The following is an 18,240-nucleotide window of genomic DNA, read 5'->3' as shown; positions in this document are numbered from 1 at the left end:
CGCTCGCTGCTTGTGAGGGGACGGGATGGGTCATAGGAAATGCCAGCGGCGATGACAAGTGCGCTGGCACAGGGGAAATTCCCAGGAAGGCGGTCGAACGGGAGCTTCAGCGTTGGCTACGGACTCTTGGCTTACGCGAGCGCTAGAAGCTCGGCAGCTTATGTCTGCTTGGTTAATCCAATGTAAAGACTGTGTGAAGAATGTGTGGAGACCGTTGACTGCGGGCTCACGGCGGGCTGCGTGGCTGCAGCCGGGGGCAGGGCGCTGGTTGAACCTGCCTGGTGCGCGATGGACAAGAAAAAAGCGCCTGGGCAGGCGCTTTGTTTCTGATCATCTGAATCTGGCGGAGACTGTGAGATTCGAACTCACGGACGGTTGCCCGTCGGCAGTTTTCAAGACTGCTGGTTTAAACCGCTCACCCAAGTCTCCGAAGCTGCGTATTCTAGCCGGGCTTATGCCGCTCCTGCCGGGGCAGGGGGCGTAAAAAAACGCCCCTGTGAAGGGGCGCCTTTTTTGGGTGCGGCGCGGATCAGCCGCGGGCAGCGATGGCCTGGGCTGCGGCCAGGGCCGTCATGTTGACCACGCGGCGCACGGTGGCGGAGGGGGTCAGCACATGGGCTGCGGCAGCGCCGCCCAGCAGGATGGGGCCGATGGTCGTGCCGTGGCCGCCCGTGGTCTTGAGCACGTTGAACAGGATGTTCGCGGCGTCGAGGTTGGGGCAGATCAGCACGTTGGCCTCGCCGTGCAGCGAGGACTCGAGCAGGGCGCGGTCGCGGATGGCTTCGGACAGGGCGGAGTCGCCGTGCATTTCGCCATCGCATTCCACGTCGGGGTTGGCGGCGGCGAACAGGTCGCGCGCGGCGCGCATCTTCAGCGCCGAGGGGCGGCTGGACGAGCCGTAGTTGCTGTGCGACAGGAAGGCCACCTTGGGCGGCAGGCCGAAGCGGGCCACTTCCTCGGCCGCCAGGCGGGCGATGTCGGCCAGCTCGGTGGCGTTGGGCGCCTCGTTGATGTAGGTGTCGGCGATGAACAGCGTGCCGCTGTCCAGCATCACGGCGTTGACGGTGGCGAACTCGCCAGCGCCTTGCTTGAGGCCGAGCACGTCGCGCACATGGGCCAGGTGGCTGTCGAACTTGCCGACCAGGCCGCAGAGCATGGCGTCGGCATCGCCCAGGTGGACCATGAGCGCGGCGATCAGCGTGTTGGAGCGGCGCACGGCGGCCTTGGCGGTCTCGGGCGTGACGCCGTTGCGGCCCATCAGGCGGTGGTAGGTTTCCCAGTACTGGCGGAAGCGCGGATCGTCCTCGGGGTTGCAGATCTCCACGTCCTTGCCCAGCACCAGGCGCAGGCCGGCCTTGGCGATGCGGGCCTCGATCACGGCGGGGCGGCCGATCAGGATGGGCTTGGCCAGGCCGTCATCGACGGCGACCTGGGCGGCGCGCAGCACGCGCTCGTCTTCGCCTTCGGCATAGGCCACGCGCTGCTGGTTGGCCTTGGCAGCGGCGAACACCGGACGCATGAACATGCTGGTCTGGTAGACGAAGCGGGTCAGGCTCTCGCGGTAGGCGTCGTAGTCGGCGATGGGGCGGGTGGCGACGCCGGACTCTTCGGCAGCCTTGGCCACGGCCGGCGCGATGCGCAGGATCAGGCGGGTGTCGAAGGGCGTGGGGATCAGGTAGTCGGGGCCGAACTTCAGCTCCTTGCCCTGGTAGGCGGCGGCGACCTCATCGCTGACGTCCTGCTTGGCCAGTGCGGCGATTTCGCGCACGCAGGCCAGCTTCATGGCTTCGGTGATCTTGGTGGCGCCGCAGTCCAGCGCGCCACGGAAGATGTAGGGGAAGCACAGGACGTTGTTGACCTGGTTGGGGTAGTCCGAGCGGCCCGTGGCCATGATGCAGTCCGGGCGTACGGCCTTGGCCAGCTCGGGGCGGATCTCGGGTTCGGGGTTGGCCAGGGCCAGGATGATGGGCTTGTCGGCCATGGTCTTGACCATGTCGGCAGTGAGCACGCCGGGAGCCGAGCAGCCCAGGAAGACGTCGGCATCCTTGACGGCATCAGCCAGGGTGCGGGCGTCCGTCTTTTGCGCGTACTGGGCCTTGGAGGCGTCCAGGCCACCGGGGCGGCCTTCGTAGATCACGCCCTTGGAGTCGCACATGAAGACGTTTTCGCGCTTGACGCCCAGGCCCACCATCACGTTCACGCAGGCGATGGCAGCGGCGCCGGCGCCGGAGACGGCGATCTTGACGTTGCCGATCTGCTTGTCCACCAGCTCCAGCCCGTTGAGCAGGGCGGCGCTGGAGATGATGGCCGTGCCGTGCTGGTCGTCATGGAACACGGGGATGTTCATGCGCTTGGACAGCTCCTGCTCGATGTAGAAGCACTCGGGCGCCTTGATGTCCTCAAGGTTGATGCCGCCCAGCGTGGGCTCGAGCGAGGCGATGATGTCGATCAGCTTGTCCGGATCGCGCTCGGCCAGTTCGATGTCGAACACGTCGACGCCGGCGAACTTCTTGAACAGGCAGCCCTTGCCCTCCATCACCGGCTTGCCGGCCAGCGGGCCGATGTCACCCAGGCCCAGCACGGCCGTGCCGTTGGTGATGACGCCGACCAGGTTGCCGCGCGCCGTGTATTCGGCGGCCAGCGAGGGGTCGGCCTGGATGTCCAGGCAGGGGTAGGCCACGCCGGGCGAATAGGCCAGCGACAGGTCGCGCTGGTTGGACAAGGGCTTGGTGGGCGTGACGGAGATCTTGCCCTTGTTGGGGCTGCGATGGTATTCGCGGGCTGCGTCGCGCAGGGCTTGTTCGGCGTTGGACAGGTTTTGGGTCATACAGGAATTCTCTGCAAATGCTCTCGGAGCTTACCGGATAGCTACAGCCTATGAGGGTCAGGACAGTTTTGCCTCAGGGATTTCGACAACAAGCCCCCTGGCGCCTATGGACGGCAGGGGGCGCACAGCCCGGCGGGTAGGCCGGGCGATTGTTGGGCGTGCCCGCCAGGGCGGGCACTGTTTCATCAGTGGGCGTCTGCCTGGCGTGCGGCCCGGACGGCAGCAGAGGTATCGCTGCTGGCTCCGTTGAAGAAAATGTTCAATGCCACCGCGGTAATCGAGGCCAGCAGGATACCGGATTCGATCAATGGATGAATGCCGTGGGGCATCCATTGGCGGAAATTCGGCGCCACCAGCGGAATCATGCCCACGCCGATGGACACGGCGACGATCATGGCGTTGTTGCGGTTGGTCTGGAAATCCACATTGCTCAGGATGCGGATGCCGGTGGAGGCCACCATGCCGAACATCACCAGGCCCGCGCCGCCCAGCACCACGGTGGGCAGGGACTCGACCAGGGCACCCATCTTGGGCAGCACGCCCAGCACGATCAGGATCACGCCGCCGGCCACGCAGACCCAGCGGCTCTTGACGCCGGTGACGGCGACCAGGCCCACGTTCTGCGAGAAGCTGGTGTAGGGGAAGGTGTTGAAGATGCCGCCGATCAGCGTGCCCAGGCCGTCGGTGCGCAGGCCGCGCGTCAGCTCGTCCTGGCTGATCTTGCGATCGGTCATGTCGCCCAGGGCCAGGAACATGCCGGTGGACTCGATCATCACCACCACCATCACCAGGCTCATGGTGAGGATGAGGATGGGGTCGAACACCGGCGTGGCGATCTCGAAGGGCAGCACCATCGTGAACCATTCGGCCTTGGCGACCTTGCTGAAGTCCATCAGGCCCATGGCCACGGACAGCACGCCGCCGATCAGGATGCCCATGAGCACCGAGACGTTGGCCAGGAAGCCCTTGGCAAAGCGCGCGATCAGCAGGATGGACAGCAGCACGATGGCCGAGATGCCCACGCCGGTCAGGTCGCCGTACTTGGGGTTGGGAATGGTGGGCACGACCGCGAAGCCCTTGGGCACGGGCGGCAGCGAGGAGCCCGGTGCGCCGGCCGTGGCCTGGGCGTCGGCCAGCCATTTCAGGTGCTCGGGGTTGGGTACGCTGGGCGCGGTGGGGCCGACGGGGTTGCCGAAGATCCAGTTCACGCCCACGCGCATCAGGCTGATGCCGATGACGGCAATGATGGTGCCGGTCACCACGGGCGGGAAAAAGCGCAGCATGCGGCTGATCAGCGGGGCGATGAGGATGGACACGATCCCCGCCCCGATCACCGAGCCGAAGATCAGCCCCGCCCCCGCCGAGCCGCCCGTGCTTTGCGCCATGGACACCATGGGCGCCACGCTGGCGAAGGTCACGCCCATCATCACGGGCAGCTTGATGCCGAACCACTGGGTGGCGCCCATGGCCTGGATCAGCGTGATCAGGCCGCAGCAAAACAGGTCGGCCGAGATCAGGTGGGCCACCTGCTCGGGCGGCAGGTTGAGTGCGCGGCCGACGATCAGGGGCACGGCCACGGCGCCCGCATACATCACGAGAACGTGCTGCAGGCCCAGCGCCGTGAGCTTGCCTGCGGGCAGCATCTCATCGACGGGATGAACGGAAGATTGCATGGGGATTTGTCTCCTCGGGATTTATGGGAACGGACGCCGGCGTGGCAGGGTTCGGCGCCAACATCCATACAAAAAGTGTATACAGATCATGGGAAATTTCTGCTCCCGGTAAACCCTGTTGCGGCAGTCGCGCCAACCCGTTTTGGTGCGCATCGCCTGCCAGGGCGGGAGTGCCATGGTGCATTGCAAGATGGATGCCAGCCGCCTGGCAAGCACCAGGCACCGTGCTGGTGCCTGGCGGCCGCTACCGCGCGGCTCTGGCGCACGGCATGGGCTGCGGCAGTGCATGCGCCCCGATGCGGTGCCCGGGCGCAAAAAAGCCCGGCGGCGCCGGGCTTGGGTGTCAGGCCTTGATGCGGGCCGTCAGGCGGTCAGGCCGTGAGGTCGCACAGCATGCGCGCAATGACCTTGGTGGCGCGGCGCAGGTCCTCCAGCACCAGGCGCTCGTCGGCGCGCTTGGCGTGGGATTCCAGCACGGTGCGCGGGCCGGCGCCGTAGATCACGCCGGGAATGCCGCGCTCCACGTACAGGCGCACGTCGGTGTACAGCGGCGTGCCCACGGCCGGGGGCTTTTCGCCGAACACGGCTTCGCCATGGGCCTGGATGGCGTCCACCAGGGGCTTGTTGCCCGCCAGCGGCGTCATGGCATTGGCCAGCAGCAGGCGCTTGATGTCCACGCGCACGGCATCCTCGCCCGTGTAGCCGCCCTTGGCGTTGAAGTCGGCAATGGCCTGGGCGATGACGGCGCGGATGCTGGCCTCGACCTCGGCCGGGTTCTCCTCGGGGATCATGCGGCGGTCGATCTTGAGCACGACCTTGCCGGGCACCACGTTGGTGTTGGTGCCGCCTTCGATGCGGCCGATGTTCAGGTAGGGGTGCTTGATGCCCGGCACCTTGGAGGTCACCTGCTGGTACTTGGTGTTCTCGGCGTACAGCGCGTTCATCAGCACCACGGCGGCCTGCAGCGCGTCCACGCCCGTGTGGGGCACGGCGGCGTGGGCCATCTTGCCCTGCACGGTCACTTCCATCTGCAGGCAGCCGTTGTGGGCGGTGACGACTTCGTAGCTGAAGCCGGCCGCGACCATGAGGTCGGGCTTGGTGAGGTTGTTGGCCAGCAGCCAGCCGGGGCCCAGGATGCCGCCGAACTCCTCGTCATAGGTGAAGTGCAGTTCCACCGCGCCCTTGGAGGGCCGGGCCACGGCTTCGAGCGCACGCACGGCGTAGGTGAAGGTGGCGAAGTCGCTCTTGCTCACGGCGGCGGCGCGGCCGTAGAGCTTGCCGTCCTCGATGGCGGCGCCATACGGGTCCTGGGTCCAGCCCTCACCGGGCGGCACCACGTCGCCGTGGGCGTTCAGCGCGATGGTCAGGCCGCCGCCGGCGTCACCTGCGCTGCCGTAGGGGCGGCGCACGATCAGGTTGGTGATGGACTCCATGCCGTAGGCCTTGACGTCGGCCTCGGGCACGGTGTGCTTCTCGGCCTCGTAGCCCAGGGTCTTGAGCAGCTCGGCCGTGCGCTCGGCGTGGGGTGCGTTGTTGCCGGGCGGGGTGTCGGTCGGAACCTGGACCAGGGCCTGCAGGAATTGCACCTCTTCATCGAAATGCTGGTCGATCCAGGCGTCCAGGGCGGCGTAGGTGGCTTGCTTGTCTTGGTTCATGTCGGTCATTGCTGCTCTTGGGCCAGCTGGTTCAGTACGTGGGAGAAGGCATCGACGGACAGTTGCATGTCGTCGGCGGTGGAGCTTTCCAGCGGGTTGTGGCTGATGCCGGCGTTCAGGCCGCGCACGAACAGCATGGCCTGGGGCATGATTTCGTGCAGCTTCATGGCGTCGTGGCCGGCGCCGCTGGGCATGCGGTACAGGGGCACGCCCAGGGCGTCCACGGCGGCTTCCCAGCGCTGCTGCCATTCGGGGGCGCTGGGAGCGGCGGCGGCCTTCATGGCCAGCTCGGTGCTGTAGCGCAGGCCACGGCGCTGGGCGATGGCCTCGATCTCGGCCAGGATGTCGGCCACCATGGCGTCGCGCTGCTCGTTGGTGGGCGCGCGCAGGTCCAGGCTGAACTGGCAGCGGCCGGGAACCACGTTTACCGAGCCGCTGGGCACATTGAGCTGGCCCATGGTGGCCACCGAGGTGCCGTCGCGCGCGGCGCGCTTTTCGATGTACAGCGCCAGCTCGGCCACGCCGCAGGCGGCATCGCGGCGGCGGTCCATGGGCGTGGTGCCGGCGTGGCTGGCCATGCCGATCATCTCGCAGATGTAGCGCGCGCTGCCGTTGATGGAGGTGACGATGCCCAGCGGGATGTCCAGCTCGTTGAGCACCGGGCCCTGTTCGATGTGCACTTCGATGAAGCCCAGGTAGCGGGCCGGATCGCGCTGCAGCTTCGGAATGTCGTCAATGCACAGGCCGGCGTGCTGCATGGCCTCGCGCAGGGTGATGCCATCGGCGTCCTTTTGCTCCAGCCATTCCTGCTTGAAGTCGCCGATCAGTGCGCCCGAGCCCAGGAAGGTGGCCTTGTAGCGCTGGCCTTCCTCTTCGGAAAAGCCCACGACCTCGATGTGGAACGGCAGGCGCTTGCCCTGGCGGTGCAGCTCGCGCACGCAGGCCATGGGCACGAAGATGCCCAGGCGGCCGTCGTACTTGCCGCCGTTGCGCACGGTGTCGTAGTGGCTGCCGGTCAGCAGGGTCTTGGCGTCCTCGGTGGCCGCCTTGTAGCGGCCCACGACGTTGCCCACGGCGTCGATCTCGACCTCGTCGAAGCCGCAGTCGCGCATCCAGTGGCTGATGCGCTGGGCGCAGGCGCGGTGGGCATCGGTCAGGTAGGTGACGGTGAGCTGGCCCTTTTCGGCATATCCCGGGTCGCTGTGCTGGGCCAGCTTTTCCTGCCAGTCCCAGACATCGTTGCCCAGCTCGGGCGTATAGCCGAACTTGTCGTTCAGGCGGATCTCGGCAATGCGGTGGATGTTGCGCAGCGCCTCGCCCAGCTCGAAGTCGGGGTGGTTGTGCAGGCGGCGCTCGAAGGTCTCGATGATCTCGGCCTTGGCCAGGCCCGCGCCGCGCGGACCGCGCACGGCCAGGATGAAGGGAAAGCCGAAGCGCTTGCCGTACTCGGCGTTGAGCTTGCGGATGTGCTCCAGCTCCTCGGGCGTGCAGCGGGTCAGGCCGGCCTTGTTCTGCTCGTTGGTGGATTCGGCCGTGAGCGTGTTGGTCTCCATGGCCTTGCCGGCCAGCTCCGGGTGGGCGCGGATCAGGTCGAGCTTGGCCTGCACCGGCGCCTTGTCCAGCACCTGGGCCATGGCGTACTTGATCTGTGCCAGCGAGCGGAAGGGGCGCTGGGCCAGCGCGGCCTCGGCAATCCAGGGCGAGTGTTCGTAGAGGCCGTCCAGCAGACTGGCGGCGGTGGCCAGGTCGGCGGCATTGAGTTGTTCCAGCGTCAGAGCCATGCTGCGTTATTCCTTGTCGGGATGGTGGTGCGCCCAGTGGCGCGCGAGGTCGATGCGGCGGCAGACCCAGACCTTGTCGTGCCGCTGAATGTGGTCCAGAAAGCGCTGCAGTGCCGTGATGCGGCCGGGGCGGCCCAGCAGGCGGCAGTGCATGCCAATGCTCATCATCTTGGGGGAGTCATCGCCGGCCGGATCGCCCTCGGCGTAGAGGGCGTCGAACGTGTCCTTCAGGTATTGGAAGAACGGGTCGGCGTGCGAGTAGCCCTGGGGCAGGGCGAAGCGCATGTCGTTGCAGTCCAGCGTGTAGGGCACGATGAGCTGGCTGCGGGTGCTGCCGTCGCTCTTACCGACCTTCATCCAGAAGGGCAGGTCGTCGCCGTAGTAGTCGCTGTCGTAGGCGAAGCGGCCGTCGTCGGCCACCAGGCGGTGGGTGTTGGGGCTGTCGCGGCCCGTGTACCAGCCCAGGCCGTGGTCGCCATCGTGGCCGTACAGCTCGCCGAAGATCTCCATGCACTGCTGCATGTGGGCGCGCTCCACATCGGCGGGCACGCCCTGGTAGTGGATCCACTTGAGGCCGTGGCAGGCCACTTCATGGCCCAGCTCGTCGAAGGCCTGGGCCAGCTCGCGGTGCTTTTGCAGGGCCGTGGCCACGCCGAACACGGTCAGCGGCAGGCCGCGCTTCTCGAACTCGCGCAGGATGCGCCAGACGCCTGCGCGCGAGCCGTATTCATAGATGCCTTCCATGCTCATGTGGCGCTCGGGGTAGGCGGCCGGGTTGAACATTTCGGACAGGAACTGCTCGCTGGCGGCGTCGCCGTGCAGCACGCAGTTCTCTCCGCCCTCTTCATAGTTGAGGACGAACTGCACGGCCACGCGGGCCTGGCCTGGCCAGCGGGCGTGGGGGGGCGTGCGACCGTAGCCGATCAGGTCGCGGGGATAGGGGGCAGTGGCGTCGTAGGTCATGCGGATACGGAGGAAAGGGCCATCGAAAGATCGCTGGTCGGCATGTCGCGGTCGAAGGTCAGGCCGGCTTCCACGTGGTCCAGGTGCTGCTGCATGAGCTGCACGGCGTGGTCGGCGTCGCCGCCGGCCAAGGCAGTGACGATTTCGGCATGCTCGTCATGGGAATGCTCGGCGGCCGTGCTGGACTGGTACATCAGCGTGATCAGCGCGCAGCGCGAGATCAGCTCGCCCAGCAGCTGGGCCAGCACCTCGTTGCCCATGAGCTCGGCCATGCGCACGTGGAAGTCGCCCAGCAGCTCGGTACGCTGGCCGACGTCGTTGCCGTCCATGGCCTTTTTCTCGGCCGCCACGTGCTGCCGCAGCGCGCGGATCTTGGCCGGCGTGCTCTGGGCGATGAAGGCGCGCACCATCTCGGCTTCGAGCATGCGGCGCACGGCGAAGACCTGGCGCGCCTCGTCCACCGAGGGCGTGGCCACGAAGGCACCGCGCGCGGGTTCAAGCCGGATCAGGCGGTTTTGCGACAGCTGGAACAGCGCCTGGCGCACCAGGGTGCGCGAGACGCCGAAATGGTCTGCCAATTTCTGCTCGGCCAGCTTGGTGCCGGGCAGAAGACGGTGTTCGACGATGGCCCGGGTCAGGCTCTCGACAATGAAACTGGTGGTGGAAGTCTCCATTCAGCCATCATAGCGGCTGGTCACAAGAGTTGTATACAGTTTCTGTCTACTGCTTATTGGCGTTTCCCCGCATACGGCATGCCTTTTCAGAAACCGGGCGCGGCCGTATCGAAGTGCCGTGCCAGGTGCTCGACAAAGCGCTGCACGCGCTGGGTTGCCGCATGCCGCTGCGGATAGACCACATGGATGTCGGCCGGCGCCGTGGCATGGTCGGCCAGCACCTGTACCAGGCGGCCACTGCGCAGGTAGCGGGCGACATCCCATTCGGCGCGCATGACGATGCCCAGGCCGGCCAGGGCCCAGCCCACGGCGATCTCGCCATCGTTGGTGCTCAGGCTGTCGCGCAGGCGGATGGCCTCGGTCTTGCGGCCGGGGCCGTTGTGGGTGAAGCGCCAGACGCCGTGGGTGTCGTCGCCCTGACGGATGTCGATGCAGTCGTGCTGCATCAGCTCGCGCGGGGTGGCCGGCGTGCCGCGCCGTGCCAGGTAGGCGGCAGACGCGCACAGCAGCCGCCGGTTGGGCGCCAGGCGCCGCGCGATGACGCGCGCGTCCGGCGGTTCGCCAAAGCGTATGCACAGGTCGAAGCTGTCATCCACCAACGGCGGCGGCGAGGCCGACAGCTGCAGCTGCACCTGGATCTGCGGGTGCCTGCGCACGAAGCTGGCGATCAGCGGCGCGATATGGCTGCGCCCGAATCCCAGCGTGGCATTGATGCGCAGCAGGCCCTGCGGCTGCCCGGGCATGCCGGCCACGGCCTGATCCATGGCGGCAATGTCGTCCAGGATGCGCCGCGCATGGGCCAGGTAGGTCTGGCCCTCATCGGTCAGGCCCAGGCGCCGCGTCGTGCGGCTGACCAACTGCACGCCCAGCCGCGCCTCCATCTGGGACAGGCGCTTGCTGGCCGCCGGCGTGGTGATGCCCAGCTCGCGGGCCGTGGCCGACAGGCTGGCGCTGCGGGCCAGCAGGCAGAAGAAGGCCATCTCCGATGGCGCTGAGACGGGTGTGCTCATTGTTGAATCAAAGTGAACGATGCCATCACTCTAGAGGCGCGCGCGGCGTTGTTCCATCGATAGATTCACGGACAAGGCCATGGATCCGCATGGCGCTTCATCCACCGCAATCCAAGGAGCCCTCATGACAAAGACATACCGCATCGCCTGCATTCCCGGCGATGGCATCGGCAAGGAAGTGGTGCCCGCAGGGCAGGAGGTGCTGCAGGCGCTGGCCGAAACCCAGCCCGGCCTGGGCTTTGCCTTCACCAGTTTCGGCTGGGGCGGCGACTGGTACCGCGCGCACGGCGAGATGATGCCGGCCGACGGGCTGGACGCGCTGCGCGGCCAGGACGCCATCCTGTTCGGCTCGGCCGGCGACCCGCACATTCCCGACCATGTCACGCTGTGGGGCCTGCGCCTGAAGATCTGCCAGGGGTTCGATCAGTACGCCAATGTGCGGCCCACGCGCATCCTGCCCGGCATCGATGCGCCGCTCAAGCGCTGCGCGCGCGAGGATCTGGACTGGGTCATCGTGCGCGAGAACTCCGAAGGCGAATACGCGGGCGTGGGCGGCCGCGCCCACCAGGGCCATCCCATCGAGGTGGCCACCGACGTAAGCATGATGACCCGTGCGGGCGTGGAGCGCATCATGCGCTTTGCCTTCCGCCTGGCGCAGTCGCGGCCGCGCAAGCTGCTGACGGTGATCACCAAGTCCAACGCCCAGCGCCATGCCATGGTGATGTGGGACGAGATCGCGGTGCAGGTGGCCGCCGAGTTCCCCGACGTGCGCTGGGACAAGGAGCTGGTGGACGCGGCCACGGCGCGCATGGTCAACCGCCCCGCCTCGCTGGACACCCTGGTCGCCACCAACCTGCATGCCGACATCCTCAGCGACCTGGCGGCCGCGCTGGCCGGCAGCCTGGGCATTGCGCCCACGGGCAACATCGACCCGGAGCGCCGCTATCCCAGCATGTTCGAGCCCATCCACGGATCGGCCTTCGACATCATGGGCCAGGGCCTGGCCAATCCCGTGGGAACCTTCTGGAGCTGCGTGATGCTGCTGGAGCACCTGGGCGAGCACCGCGCCGCGCAGCGGCTGATGCAGGCCGTGGAGCAGGTGACGGCCGATGCCGCGCTGCACACGCGCGACCTGGGCGGCAAGGCCACCACGAGGCAGGTCACCGACGCGGTCTGCGCACGGCTGCGCGCGCAGACCGCCGAGGCCCAGGCCGTGCCCGTGCCTGCCTGAGCGCGCGCTGCATGGTCCGATAACCCACAAAAGAACAGACAGGAGACAAGCCATGAACCGCATCACCAGGGTTGCCGCCGCGTGCGCGCTGGCCGCCGCCACCATTCCAGCCGCCATGTCTTCGGCCTGGGCCCAGGCCTGGCCATCGCGCCCCGTCAACCTCATCGTGCCGTTTCCCGCAGGCGGTACCACCGATGTGCTGGCACGTGCGCTGGGCCAGGAGCTGTCCAAAAGTCTGGGCCAGCCCGTGGTCGTGGAAAACCGCCCCGGCGCGGGCGCCACCCTGGGCGCCGACCATGTGGCCAAGGCGAAACCTGACGGCTACACCCTGCTCATGGGCGCCGTGCACCACACCATTGCCACCAGCGTCTACCGCAGGCTGGGCTATGACTTCCAGAAGGACCTGGCGCCCATCACCGTGGTGGCCGTGGTCCCCAATGTGCTGGTGGTCAATCCGCAGGTGCCCGCCAAAACCGTGCAGGAGCTGCTGGCCCAGGCCCGCGCCCAGCCCGGCAAGCTGGCCTATGGCTCCAATGGCGCGGGCACGGGCCAGCACCTGATCGGCGCGCAGTTCGAGTCCATGGGCGGCGTGGAGCTGCTGCACGTGCCCTACAAGGGCAGCGGGCCGCTGACCACGGACCTGCTGGGCGGGCAGATCGCCATGTCCTTCGATACCGTCACGCCCGTGCTGCCCCACATCAAGGCCGGCAAGCTGCGCGCGCTGGCCGTGACCACGGCCCGGCGCTCGGTGGCCCTGCCCGATGTGCCCACGCTGGACGAGGCAGGGCTCAAGGGCTTCGACATGGGCACCTGGTTCGGCGTGCTGGCACCGGCCGCCACGCCCCGCGAGGTACTGGCGCGGCTGGGCGCGGACATGAACCGCATCATCGAGTCGCCGCAGTTCCGCAGGAAGATGGAAGAGATAGGCGCCGAGCCCATCGGCGGATCGCCCGAGCAGATGGCGCGCCAGATCCGCGACGACACCGACCGCTTCGCCAGGCTGGTCAAGGATGCCAAGGTGGCCCTGGATTGAGTTGAGTTGGCACGAGGAACGAGGCCGGGCGAATCAGTTGTGACTTGACCGCATGCCACCGCCGGTGCAGGAAATTCCATAATGCCCGGCGGAGACAACACACCATGACCAGCACCACGGACCTGCACCTCACCGATCCCCAAGCCTTTCTGCTCGACCTCTACCGCGCTGCGGTCAAGGATGCGCAGCCCCTGTACAGCATGGCCCAACGCCTGCCAAAGCCTCCCAAGGGCCGCACCCTGGTGCTGGGCGCGGGCAAGGCCGGCGGCTCCATGGCCCAGGCGCTGGAGGCGCTGTGGCCGGCGGACGCGCCGCTGTCCGGCCTCGTGGTCACGCGCTACCACCACATCCCGCCGCGCCCCGAAGGACTGGCGCAGCGCATCGAGGTGGTCGAGGCCGCCCACCCCGTGCCCGATGCGGCAGGCCTGGCCGCCGCCGAACGCATCCTCGCGCTGACCGAAGGGCTGACCGAGGACGACCTCGTGCTGTGCCTGATCTCGGGCGGCGGCTCGGCCCTGCTGACCCTGCCGGCCGAAGGCATCGACCTGGAGGAAAAGCAGCGCATCAACCGCGCCCTGCTGGAAAGCGGTGCCGCCATCGGCGAGATGAACTGCGTGCGCAAGCACCTGTCGCGCATCAAGGGCGGGCGCCTGGGCGCGGCCTGCGCACCCGCGCGCGTGGTCACGCTGACCATCAGCGATGTGCCGGGCGACGATCCCTCCATCATCGCCAGCGGCCCCACCGTGCCCGATGCCAGCAGCTGCGCCGACGCGCTGGCCATCCTCGCGCGCTACCGCATCGACGTGCCCGAATCCGTGCGCCGCGCGCTGGAGGCGGGCGAGCTGGAAACCCCCAAGCCCGGCGACGCGCGCTTTGCGGGCCACGAGGTCCACATGATCGCCACGCCCCAGCACTCGCTGGAGGCGGCCGCACGCGTGGCCGAGGCCGCAGGCCTGCGCACCCACGTGCTGTCCGACGAGATCGAGGGCGAATCGCGCGAAGTCGCCAAGGTCCACGCCGCCCTGGCGCGCGCCGTGGCCCGCCACGGCCAGCCGTTTGCAAAGCCCTGCGTGATCCTGTCCGGCGGCGAGACCACGGTCACGATCCGGCAGCGCCCGGCCGGCACGCCCAAGGGACGCGGCGGGCGCGCGGGCGAGTTCTGCATGGGCCTGGCCCAGGCCCTGCAGGGGCAGGACAAGGTCTGGGCGCTGGCGGCCGATACCGATGGCATCGATGGCGTAGAGGACAACGCGGGAGCGCGCGTGTCACCGGATACGTTGGCGCGGGCACAGGACCAGGGCATGCGGATTGCCGAGTATCTGGATCGCAATGATGCGTATGGGTTCTTTGATGCGTTGGGGGATCTGGTGGTGACCGGGCCTACGCATACCAATGTCAATGACTTCCGGGCGATTCTGGTTCTCTAGGTTTTTGCTCCTGCCGGGTGGTTGTTTTTCGAGGCCGGGGCGTGCGCCCGGCCACTTGTTTCAGGCGCTCACGCCCCGCGCGGCAGCGTCTCCCACCACTCGGCATCGAACCGCCCCTGCAGGAAGGCGATGAAGGACTGCACCTTCTGCGGCACCAGGCGCGGCGAGGGGTAGACGGCGTGGATTTCCTGCTCGGGCAGGCGGCAGGTCTTGAGGACTTCGACCACGCGGCCGGCTTCCAGGGAATCGTGGGCCACGTAGCGGGGCAGGGCGGCGATGCCCATGTGCGAGCGTGAGGCCGCCAGCAGGGCCGAGAGGTTGTTGGAGCGCAGCCGGCCCGTGACTGCCACCGAGACCGGCTCTCCGCTGGCGTTGCGCAGGCGCCAGATGTCGTTGCCCTGCACGCTGCTGTAGATCAGCGTGGCATGTTCCTTGAGGTCGGAGGGGCGGCGCGGCGTGCCGCGCTTGCGCAGGTAGGTGGGCGAGGCCACCAGCACCCAGGGGTTCACGCCCAGCGTGCGTGCGCCCAGGCTGGAGTCGGCCAGCTTGCCCAGGCGCAGGGCCACGTCGATGCCGTTGGCCACCAGGTCGGTGTAGCGGTCCTCGAAGCTCAGGTCGACCTGCACCTGGGGGTTGTGCGCCATGAATTCCAGCGCCAGCGGTATCAGCACGCGCCTGCCAAAGGCCACCGAGCTGCCAATGCGCAGCTGGCCCTGCACCTGGGTCTGGCGCACCTGGACCACCTTGTCGGCCTCGGCCACGTCGTTGACGATGGCCTTGCATTTCTCGTAGTACAGCGCGCCCGCTTCGGTCAGGCTCACGCCGCGCGTGTTGCGGTTGAGCAGGCGCACCTTCAGGCGCGCTTCCATGGCTGCGATCTGCTTGGTGACCGTGGGCTGGGTGGTGGCGAATTCGTGCGCGACCTTGGTGAAGCTGCTGGTCTCCACCACGCGCACGAACATGTGCATGGCATCGAGTCTGTCCATGGCGCTGTCTCCTTTTTCATTGGTAGTTATTCCTGTGCGGAATAAATTTTATGGTCTGCGCAGGCGTTCCGCCAATCGGCCTGTCTGCCTAGAGTTGACTCCAATTTGAAGGAGACCTCCCATGGCAAAAATGAAAGCAATCGAAGCCGCAGTCCGCGTGCTGGAAAAAGAAGGCGTGACCGTCGCATTCGGCGTTCCCGGTGCCGCCATCAACCCGCTGTACGCAGCGCTCAAGGACCATGGCGGCATCGGCCACATCCTGGCGCGCCACGTCGAAGGCGCAAGCCACATGGCCGAGGGCTACACCCGCGCCGTGGCCGGCAACATCGGCGTGTGCATCGGCACCAGCGGCCCGGCCGGCACGGACATGATCACGGGCCTGTACTCGGCCAGCGCGGATTCGATTCCGATTCTCTGCATCACGGGCCAGGCGCCGCGCTCGCGTCTGCACAAGGAAGATTTCCAGGCCGTGGACATTGCCTCCATCGCCAAGACCGTGACCAAGTGGGCCACCACGGTGCTGGAGCCGGCCCAGGTGCCGCGCGCCTTCCAGCAGGCCTTCCACCTGATGCGCTCGGGCCGCCCCGGCCCCGTGCTAATCGACCTGCCCATCGACGTGCAGCTGGCCGAGATCGAGTTCGACATCGACACCTACGAGCCCCTGCCTGTCTACAAGCCGGCTGCCACGCGCAAGCAGGTGGAAAAGGCCATCGCCATGCTCAACGAGTCCGAGCGTCCGCTGCTGGTCTCGGGCGGCGGCGTGATCAATGCCGATGCGTCCGAGCTGCTGGTGGAGTTTGCCGAGCTGCTGGACGTGCCCGTGATTCCCACCCTGATGGGCTGGGGCACCATCCCTGACGACCACCGCCTGATGGCCGGCATGTGCGGCCTGCAGACCAGCCACCGCTACGGCAATGCCACCATGCTGGCTTCGGACTTCGTGCTGGGCATCGGCAACCGCTGGGCCAACCGCCACACGGGCTCGGTCGAGGTCTACACCAAGGGCCGCAAGTTCGTGCACGTGGACATCGAGCCCACGCAGATCGGCCGCGTGTTCGCGCCCGACTACGGCATCGTCTCGGATGCGGGCGCTGCGCTCAAGCTCTTCGTCGAGGTGGCGCGCGAGTGGAAGGCGGCCGGCCGACTGAAGGACCGCAGCGGCTGGGTGGCCGAATGCCAGGCCCGCAAGAACAATGTGGAGTACCTGCGCAAGACCAATTTCGACAACGTGCCCATGAAGCCGCAGCGCGTCTACCAGTGCATGAACCGCAGCCTGGACAAGGACACCTGCTACGTCTCCACCATCGGCCTGTCGCAGATTGCCGGCGCGCAGTTCCTGCATGTCTACAAGCCTCGCAACTGGATCAACTGCGGCCAGGCCGGCCCGCTGGGCTGGACCGTTCCGGCCGCCCTGGGCGTGCGCGTGGCCGACCCGGCCCGCAAGATCGTGGCGCTGTCGGGCGACTATGACTTCCAGTTCATGATCGAGGAGCTGGCCGTGGGCGCGCAGTTCAAGCTGCCCTACATCCATGTGCTGGTCAACAACAGCTACCTGGGCCTGATCCGCCAGGCGCAGCGCGCCTTCTCCATCGACTACTGCGTGCAACTGGCCTTCGACAACATCAATGTCGACGACAAGGAAGAGTCCAAGGGCTATGGCGTGGACCACGTCAAGGTGGTCGAGGGCCTGGGCTGCAAGGCGATCCGGGTACACCGTCCCGAGGACTTCGCGCCCGCCATGCAACAGGCCGAGGCCTGGATGGCAGAGCACCGCACGCCGGTCGTCGTCGAGGTCATCCTGGAGCGCGTGACCAACATCTCCATGGGCGCCGAGATCGACAACGTGATCGAGTTCGAGGACCTGGCCGCAGCGCCTGCCGACGTGCCCAGCGCCCTGGCCCTGCTGGATTGAAGCAAGGCACCCCCTGGGCGGCCGCGCCGCTTCCCCCTCTCTTCGGAGGGGGACGATGCCATCGCTGCGGGGCGGCCCTTGCCTGGCATCCCTGGCTGGCGCTGCGCCAATGCCTGCATTGCGGGCGGTGCAGGCACTCGGGGGTTCCGATTTCCATTGCCCCTTGGGCATTTTTACCGGCGGGGCGCCTTGCGTGCCCTGCCGCTCCCAACCCACCAAACGACAACCGGAGACTTCTGACATGCCCCGTTTTGCTGCCAACCTCAGCATGCTGTTCACCGAGGTGCCCTTCCTCGACCGCTTCGAGCGCGCGGCGCGCGCCGGCTTCGAGGCCGTGGAATTCCTGTTTCCCTACGCCCATACGGTCGAAGAGATCAAGGAGCGCGTGGACGCCCACGGCCTGCAGATCGTGCTGCACAACCTGCCGGCCGGCGACTGGGATGCGGGCGAGCGCGGCATTGCCTGCCACCCCGACCGCGTGGACGAGTTCCGCGCCGGCGTGGCCAAGGCCGTGACCTATGGCCATGCGCTGGGCGTGCCCCAGCTCAACTGCCTGGCCGGCAAGGCGCCTGCCGGTGCCGATGCCGCGCTGCTGCGCCGCACCTTCGTGGACAACCTGCGCTTTGCCGCATCGGCGCTGAGCGCGGCCAATCTGCGCCTGCTGATCGAGCCCATCAACCCCTTCGACATTCCCGGCTTCTACCTGAACCGCACGGACGAGGCCCTGTCCATCCTCGACGAGGTGGGCGCGCCCAACGCCTTCGTGCAGTACGACATCTACCACGCGCAGCGCACCGAGGGCGAACTGGCGGCCACGCTGCAAAAGCACCTGGCGCGCATCGGCCACGTGCAGCTGGCCGACAACCCGGGCCGCAACGAGCCGGGCACGGGCGAGATCAACTACCCCTTCCTGTTCGCGCACCTGGACCGCATCGGCTACCAGGGCTGGGTGGGCTGCGAGTACAAGCCCGCGCGCGATACCGAATCTGGCCTGGGCTGGCTGGACGCCCAAACCAGCGTGCGCGCGGCAGTCGCCGCCTGAGCGCCGCCAAAGTTTTTTCAGCTTTT

Annotated in this window: 13 protein-coding genes and 1 tRNA gene; 5 read left to right on the top strand and 9 right to left on the bottom strand. The window is 67.4% G+C overall.

The features are described 5' to 3' along the window. Positions 1-341 precede the first annotated feature (341 nt). From IB269_RS09130 to IB269_RS09095, 8 genes are all read right to left on the bottom strand, one after another. Positions 342-429: transfer RNA gene (locus IB269_RS09130), tRNA-Ser, on the bottom strand. A gap of 100 nt (positions 430-529) precedes the next feature. Continuing rightward, positions 530-2,827 carry an NADP-dependent malic enzyme gene (locus IB269_RS09125; protein ID WP_071954638.1) on the bottom strand — a complete coding sequence of 766 codons (2,298 nt, stop codon included), beginning with the start codon at positions 2,825-2,827 and terminating at the stop codon, positions 530-532. Positions 2,828-3,012: 185 nt separating this feature from the next. Then, entirely contained in the window at positions 3,013-4,500 is a 1,488-nt protein-coding gene (locus IB269_RS09120) for a nucleobase:cation symporter-2 family protein (protein ID WP_013803717.1), read from the bottom strand. Positions 4,501-4,871: 371 nt separating this feature from the next. Next, on the bottom strand, positions 4,872-6,164 hold the full coding sequence (locus tag IB269_RS09115) for a M20 family metallopeptidase (RefSeq protein WP_063326941.1): 1,293 nt from the start codon (positions 6,162-6,164) through the stop codon (positions 4,872-4,874). After that, positions 6,161-7,936, bottom strand: a complete 1,776-nt coding sequence (gene uraD, locus IB269_RS09110) for a 2-oxo-4-hydroxy-4-carboxy-5-ureidoimidazoline decarboxylase (RefSeq protein ID WP_013803715.1) — start codon at positions 7,934-7,936, stop codon at positions 6,161-6,163. Before uraD ends, IB269_RS09115 begins: the two co-directional genes overlap by 4 nt. A 6-nt stretch (positions 7,937-7,942) precedes the next feature. Then, positions 7,943-8,899: an allantoinase PuuE gene (gene puuE, locus IB269_RS09105; RefSeq protein ID WP_141829561.1), complete on the bottom strand. Its 957-nt coding sequence runs from the start codon at positions 8,897-8,899 to the stop codon at positions 7,943-7,945. Next, complete coding sequence (locus tag IB269_RS09100) at positions 8,896-9,573, bottom strand: GntR family transcriptional regulator (protein WP_012204034.1); 678 nt, start codon at positions 9,571-9,573, stop codon at positions 8,896-8,898. The genes puuE and IB269_RS09100 overlap by 4 nt, the downstream gene beginning before the upstream one ends. Positions 9,574-9,659: 86 nt before the next feature. Next, positions 9,660-10,583, bottom strand: a complete 924-nt coding sequence (locus IB269_RS09095; protein WP_192366991.1) for a LysR family transcriptional regulator — start codon at positions 10,581-10,583, stop codon at positions 9,660-9,662. A 124-nt stretch (positions 10,584-10,707) separates the two neighbouring features. Here IB269_RS09095 and IB269_RS09090 point away from each other — a divergent pair, with 124 nt between their 5' ends. The 3 genes from IB269_RS09090 (at position 10,708) to IB269_RS09080 (ending at position 14,274) form a co-directional block, all read left to right on the top strand. Beyond that, positions 10,708-11,814 (top strand): tartrate dehydrogenase, encoded by a 1,107-nt coding sequence (locus tag IB269_RS09090; RefSeq protein WP_192366990.1) that lies wholly within the window; start codon positions 10,708-10,710, stop codon positions 11,812-11,814. A gap of 52 nt (positions 11,815-11,866) precedes the next feature. Beyond that, a complete protein-coding gene (locus tag IB269_RS09085; protein ID WP_192366989.1) occupies positions 11,867-12,847 on the top strand; it encodes a tripartite tricarboxylate transporter substrate binding protein in 981 nt (326 codons plus the stop codon). A gap of 104 nt (positions 12,848-12,951) precedes the next feature. Continuing rightward, a complete protein-coding gene (locus IB269_RS09080) occupies positions 12,952-14,274 on the top strand; it encodes a glycerate kinase (RefSeq protein WP_192366988.1) in 1,323 nt (440 codons plus the stop codon). A gap of 68 nt (positions 14,275-14,342) precedes the next feature. On the opposite strand, the gene IB269_RS09075 is transcribed toward IB269_RS09080, so the two are convergent. Continuing rightward, positions 14,343-15,260: a LysR family transcriptional regulator gene (locus tag IB269_RS09075; protein ID WP_013803709.1), complete on the bottom strand. Its 918-nt coding sequence runs from the start codon at positions 15,258-15,260 to the stop codon at positions 14,343-14,345. A 121-nt stretch (positions 15,261-15,381) separates the two neighbouring features. On the opposite strand from IB269_RS09075, the gene gcl reads away from it, so the two are divergent. Continuing rightward, positions 15,382-17,172 (top strand): glyoxylate carboligase, encoded by a 1,791-nt coding sequence (gcl, locus tag IB269_RS09070; protein WP_012204040.1) that lies wholly within the window; start codon positions 15,382-15,384, stop codon positions 17,170-17,172. A 241-nt stretch (positions 17,173-17,413) separates the two neighbouring features. Further along, positions 17,414-18,214, top strand: coding sequence for a hydroxypyruvate isomerase (hyi, locus tag IB269_RS09065; protein WP_192366987.1), 801 nt, complete (start codon positions 17,414-17,416; stop codon positions 18,212-18,214). The last annotated feature ends 26 nt before the right edge of the window (positions 18,215-18,240 follow it).

The organism is Delftia sp. DLF01, from assembly GCF_014852125.1.
Taxonomy (GTDB): Bacteria; Pseudomonadota; Gammaproteobacteria; order Burkholderiales; family Burkholderiaceae_C; genus Comamonas; species Comamonas acidovorans.
The sequence above is the reverse complement of the archived record's forward strand: the minus strand, read 5'-3'. Positions and strand labels throughout refer to the sequence as shown.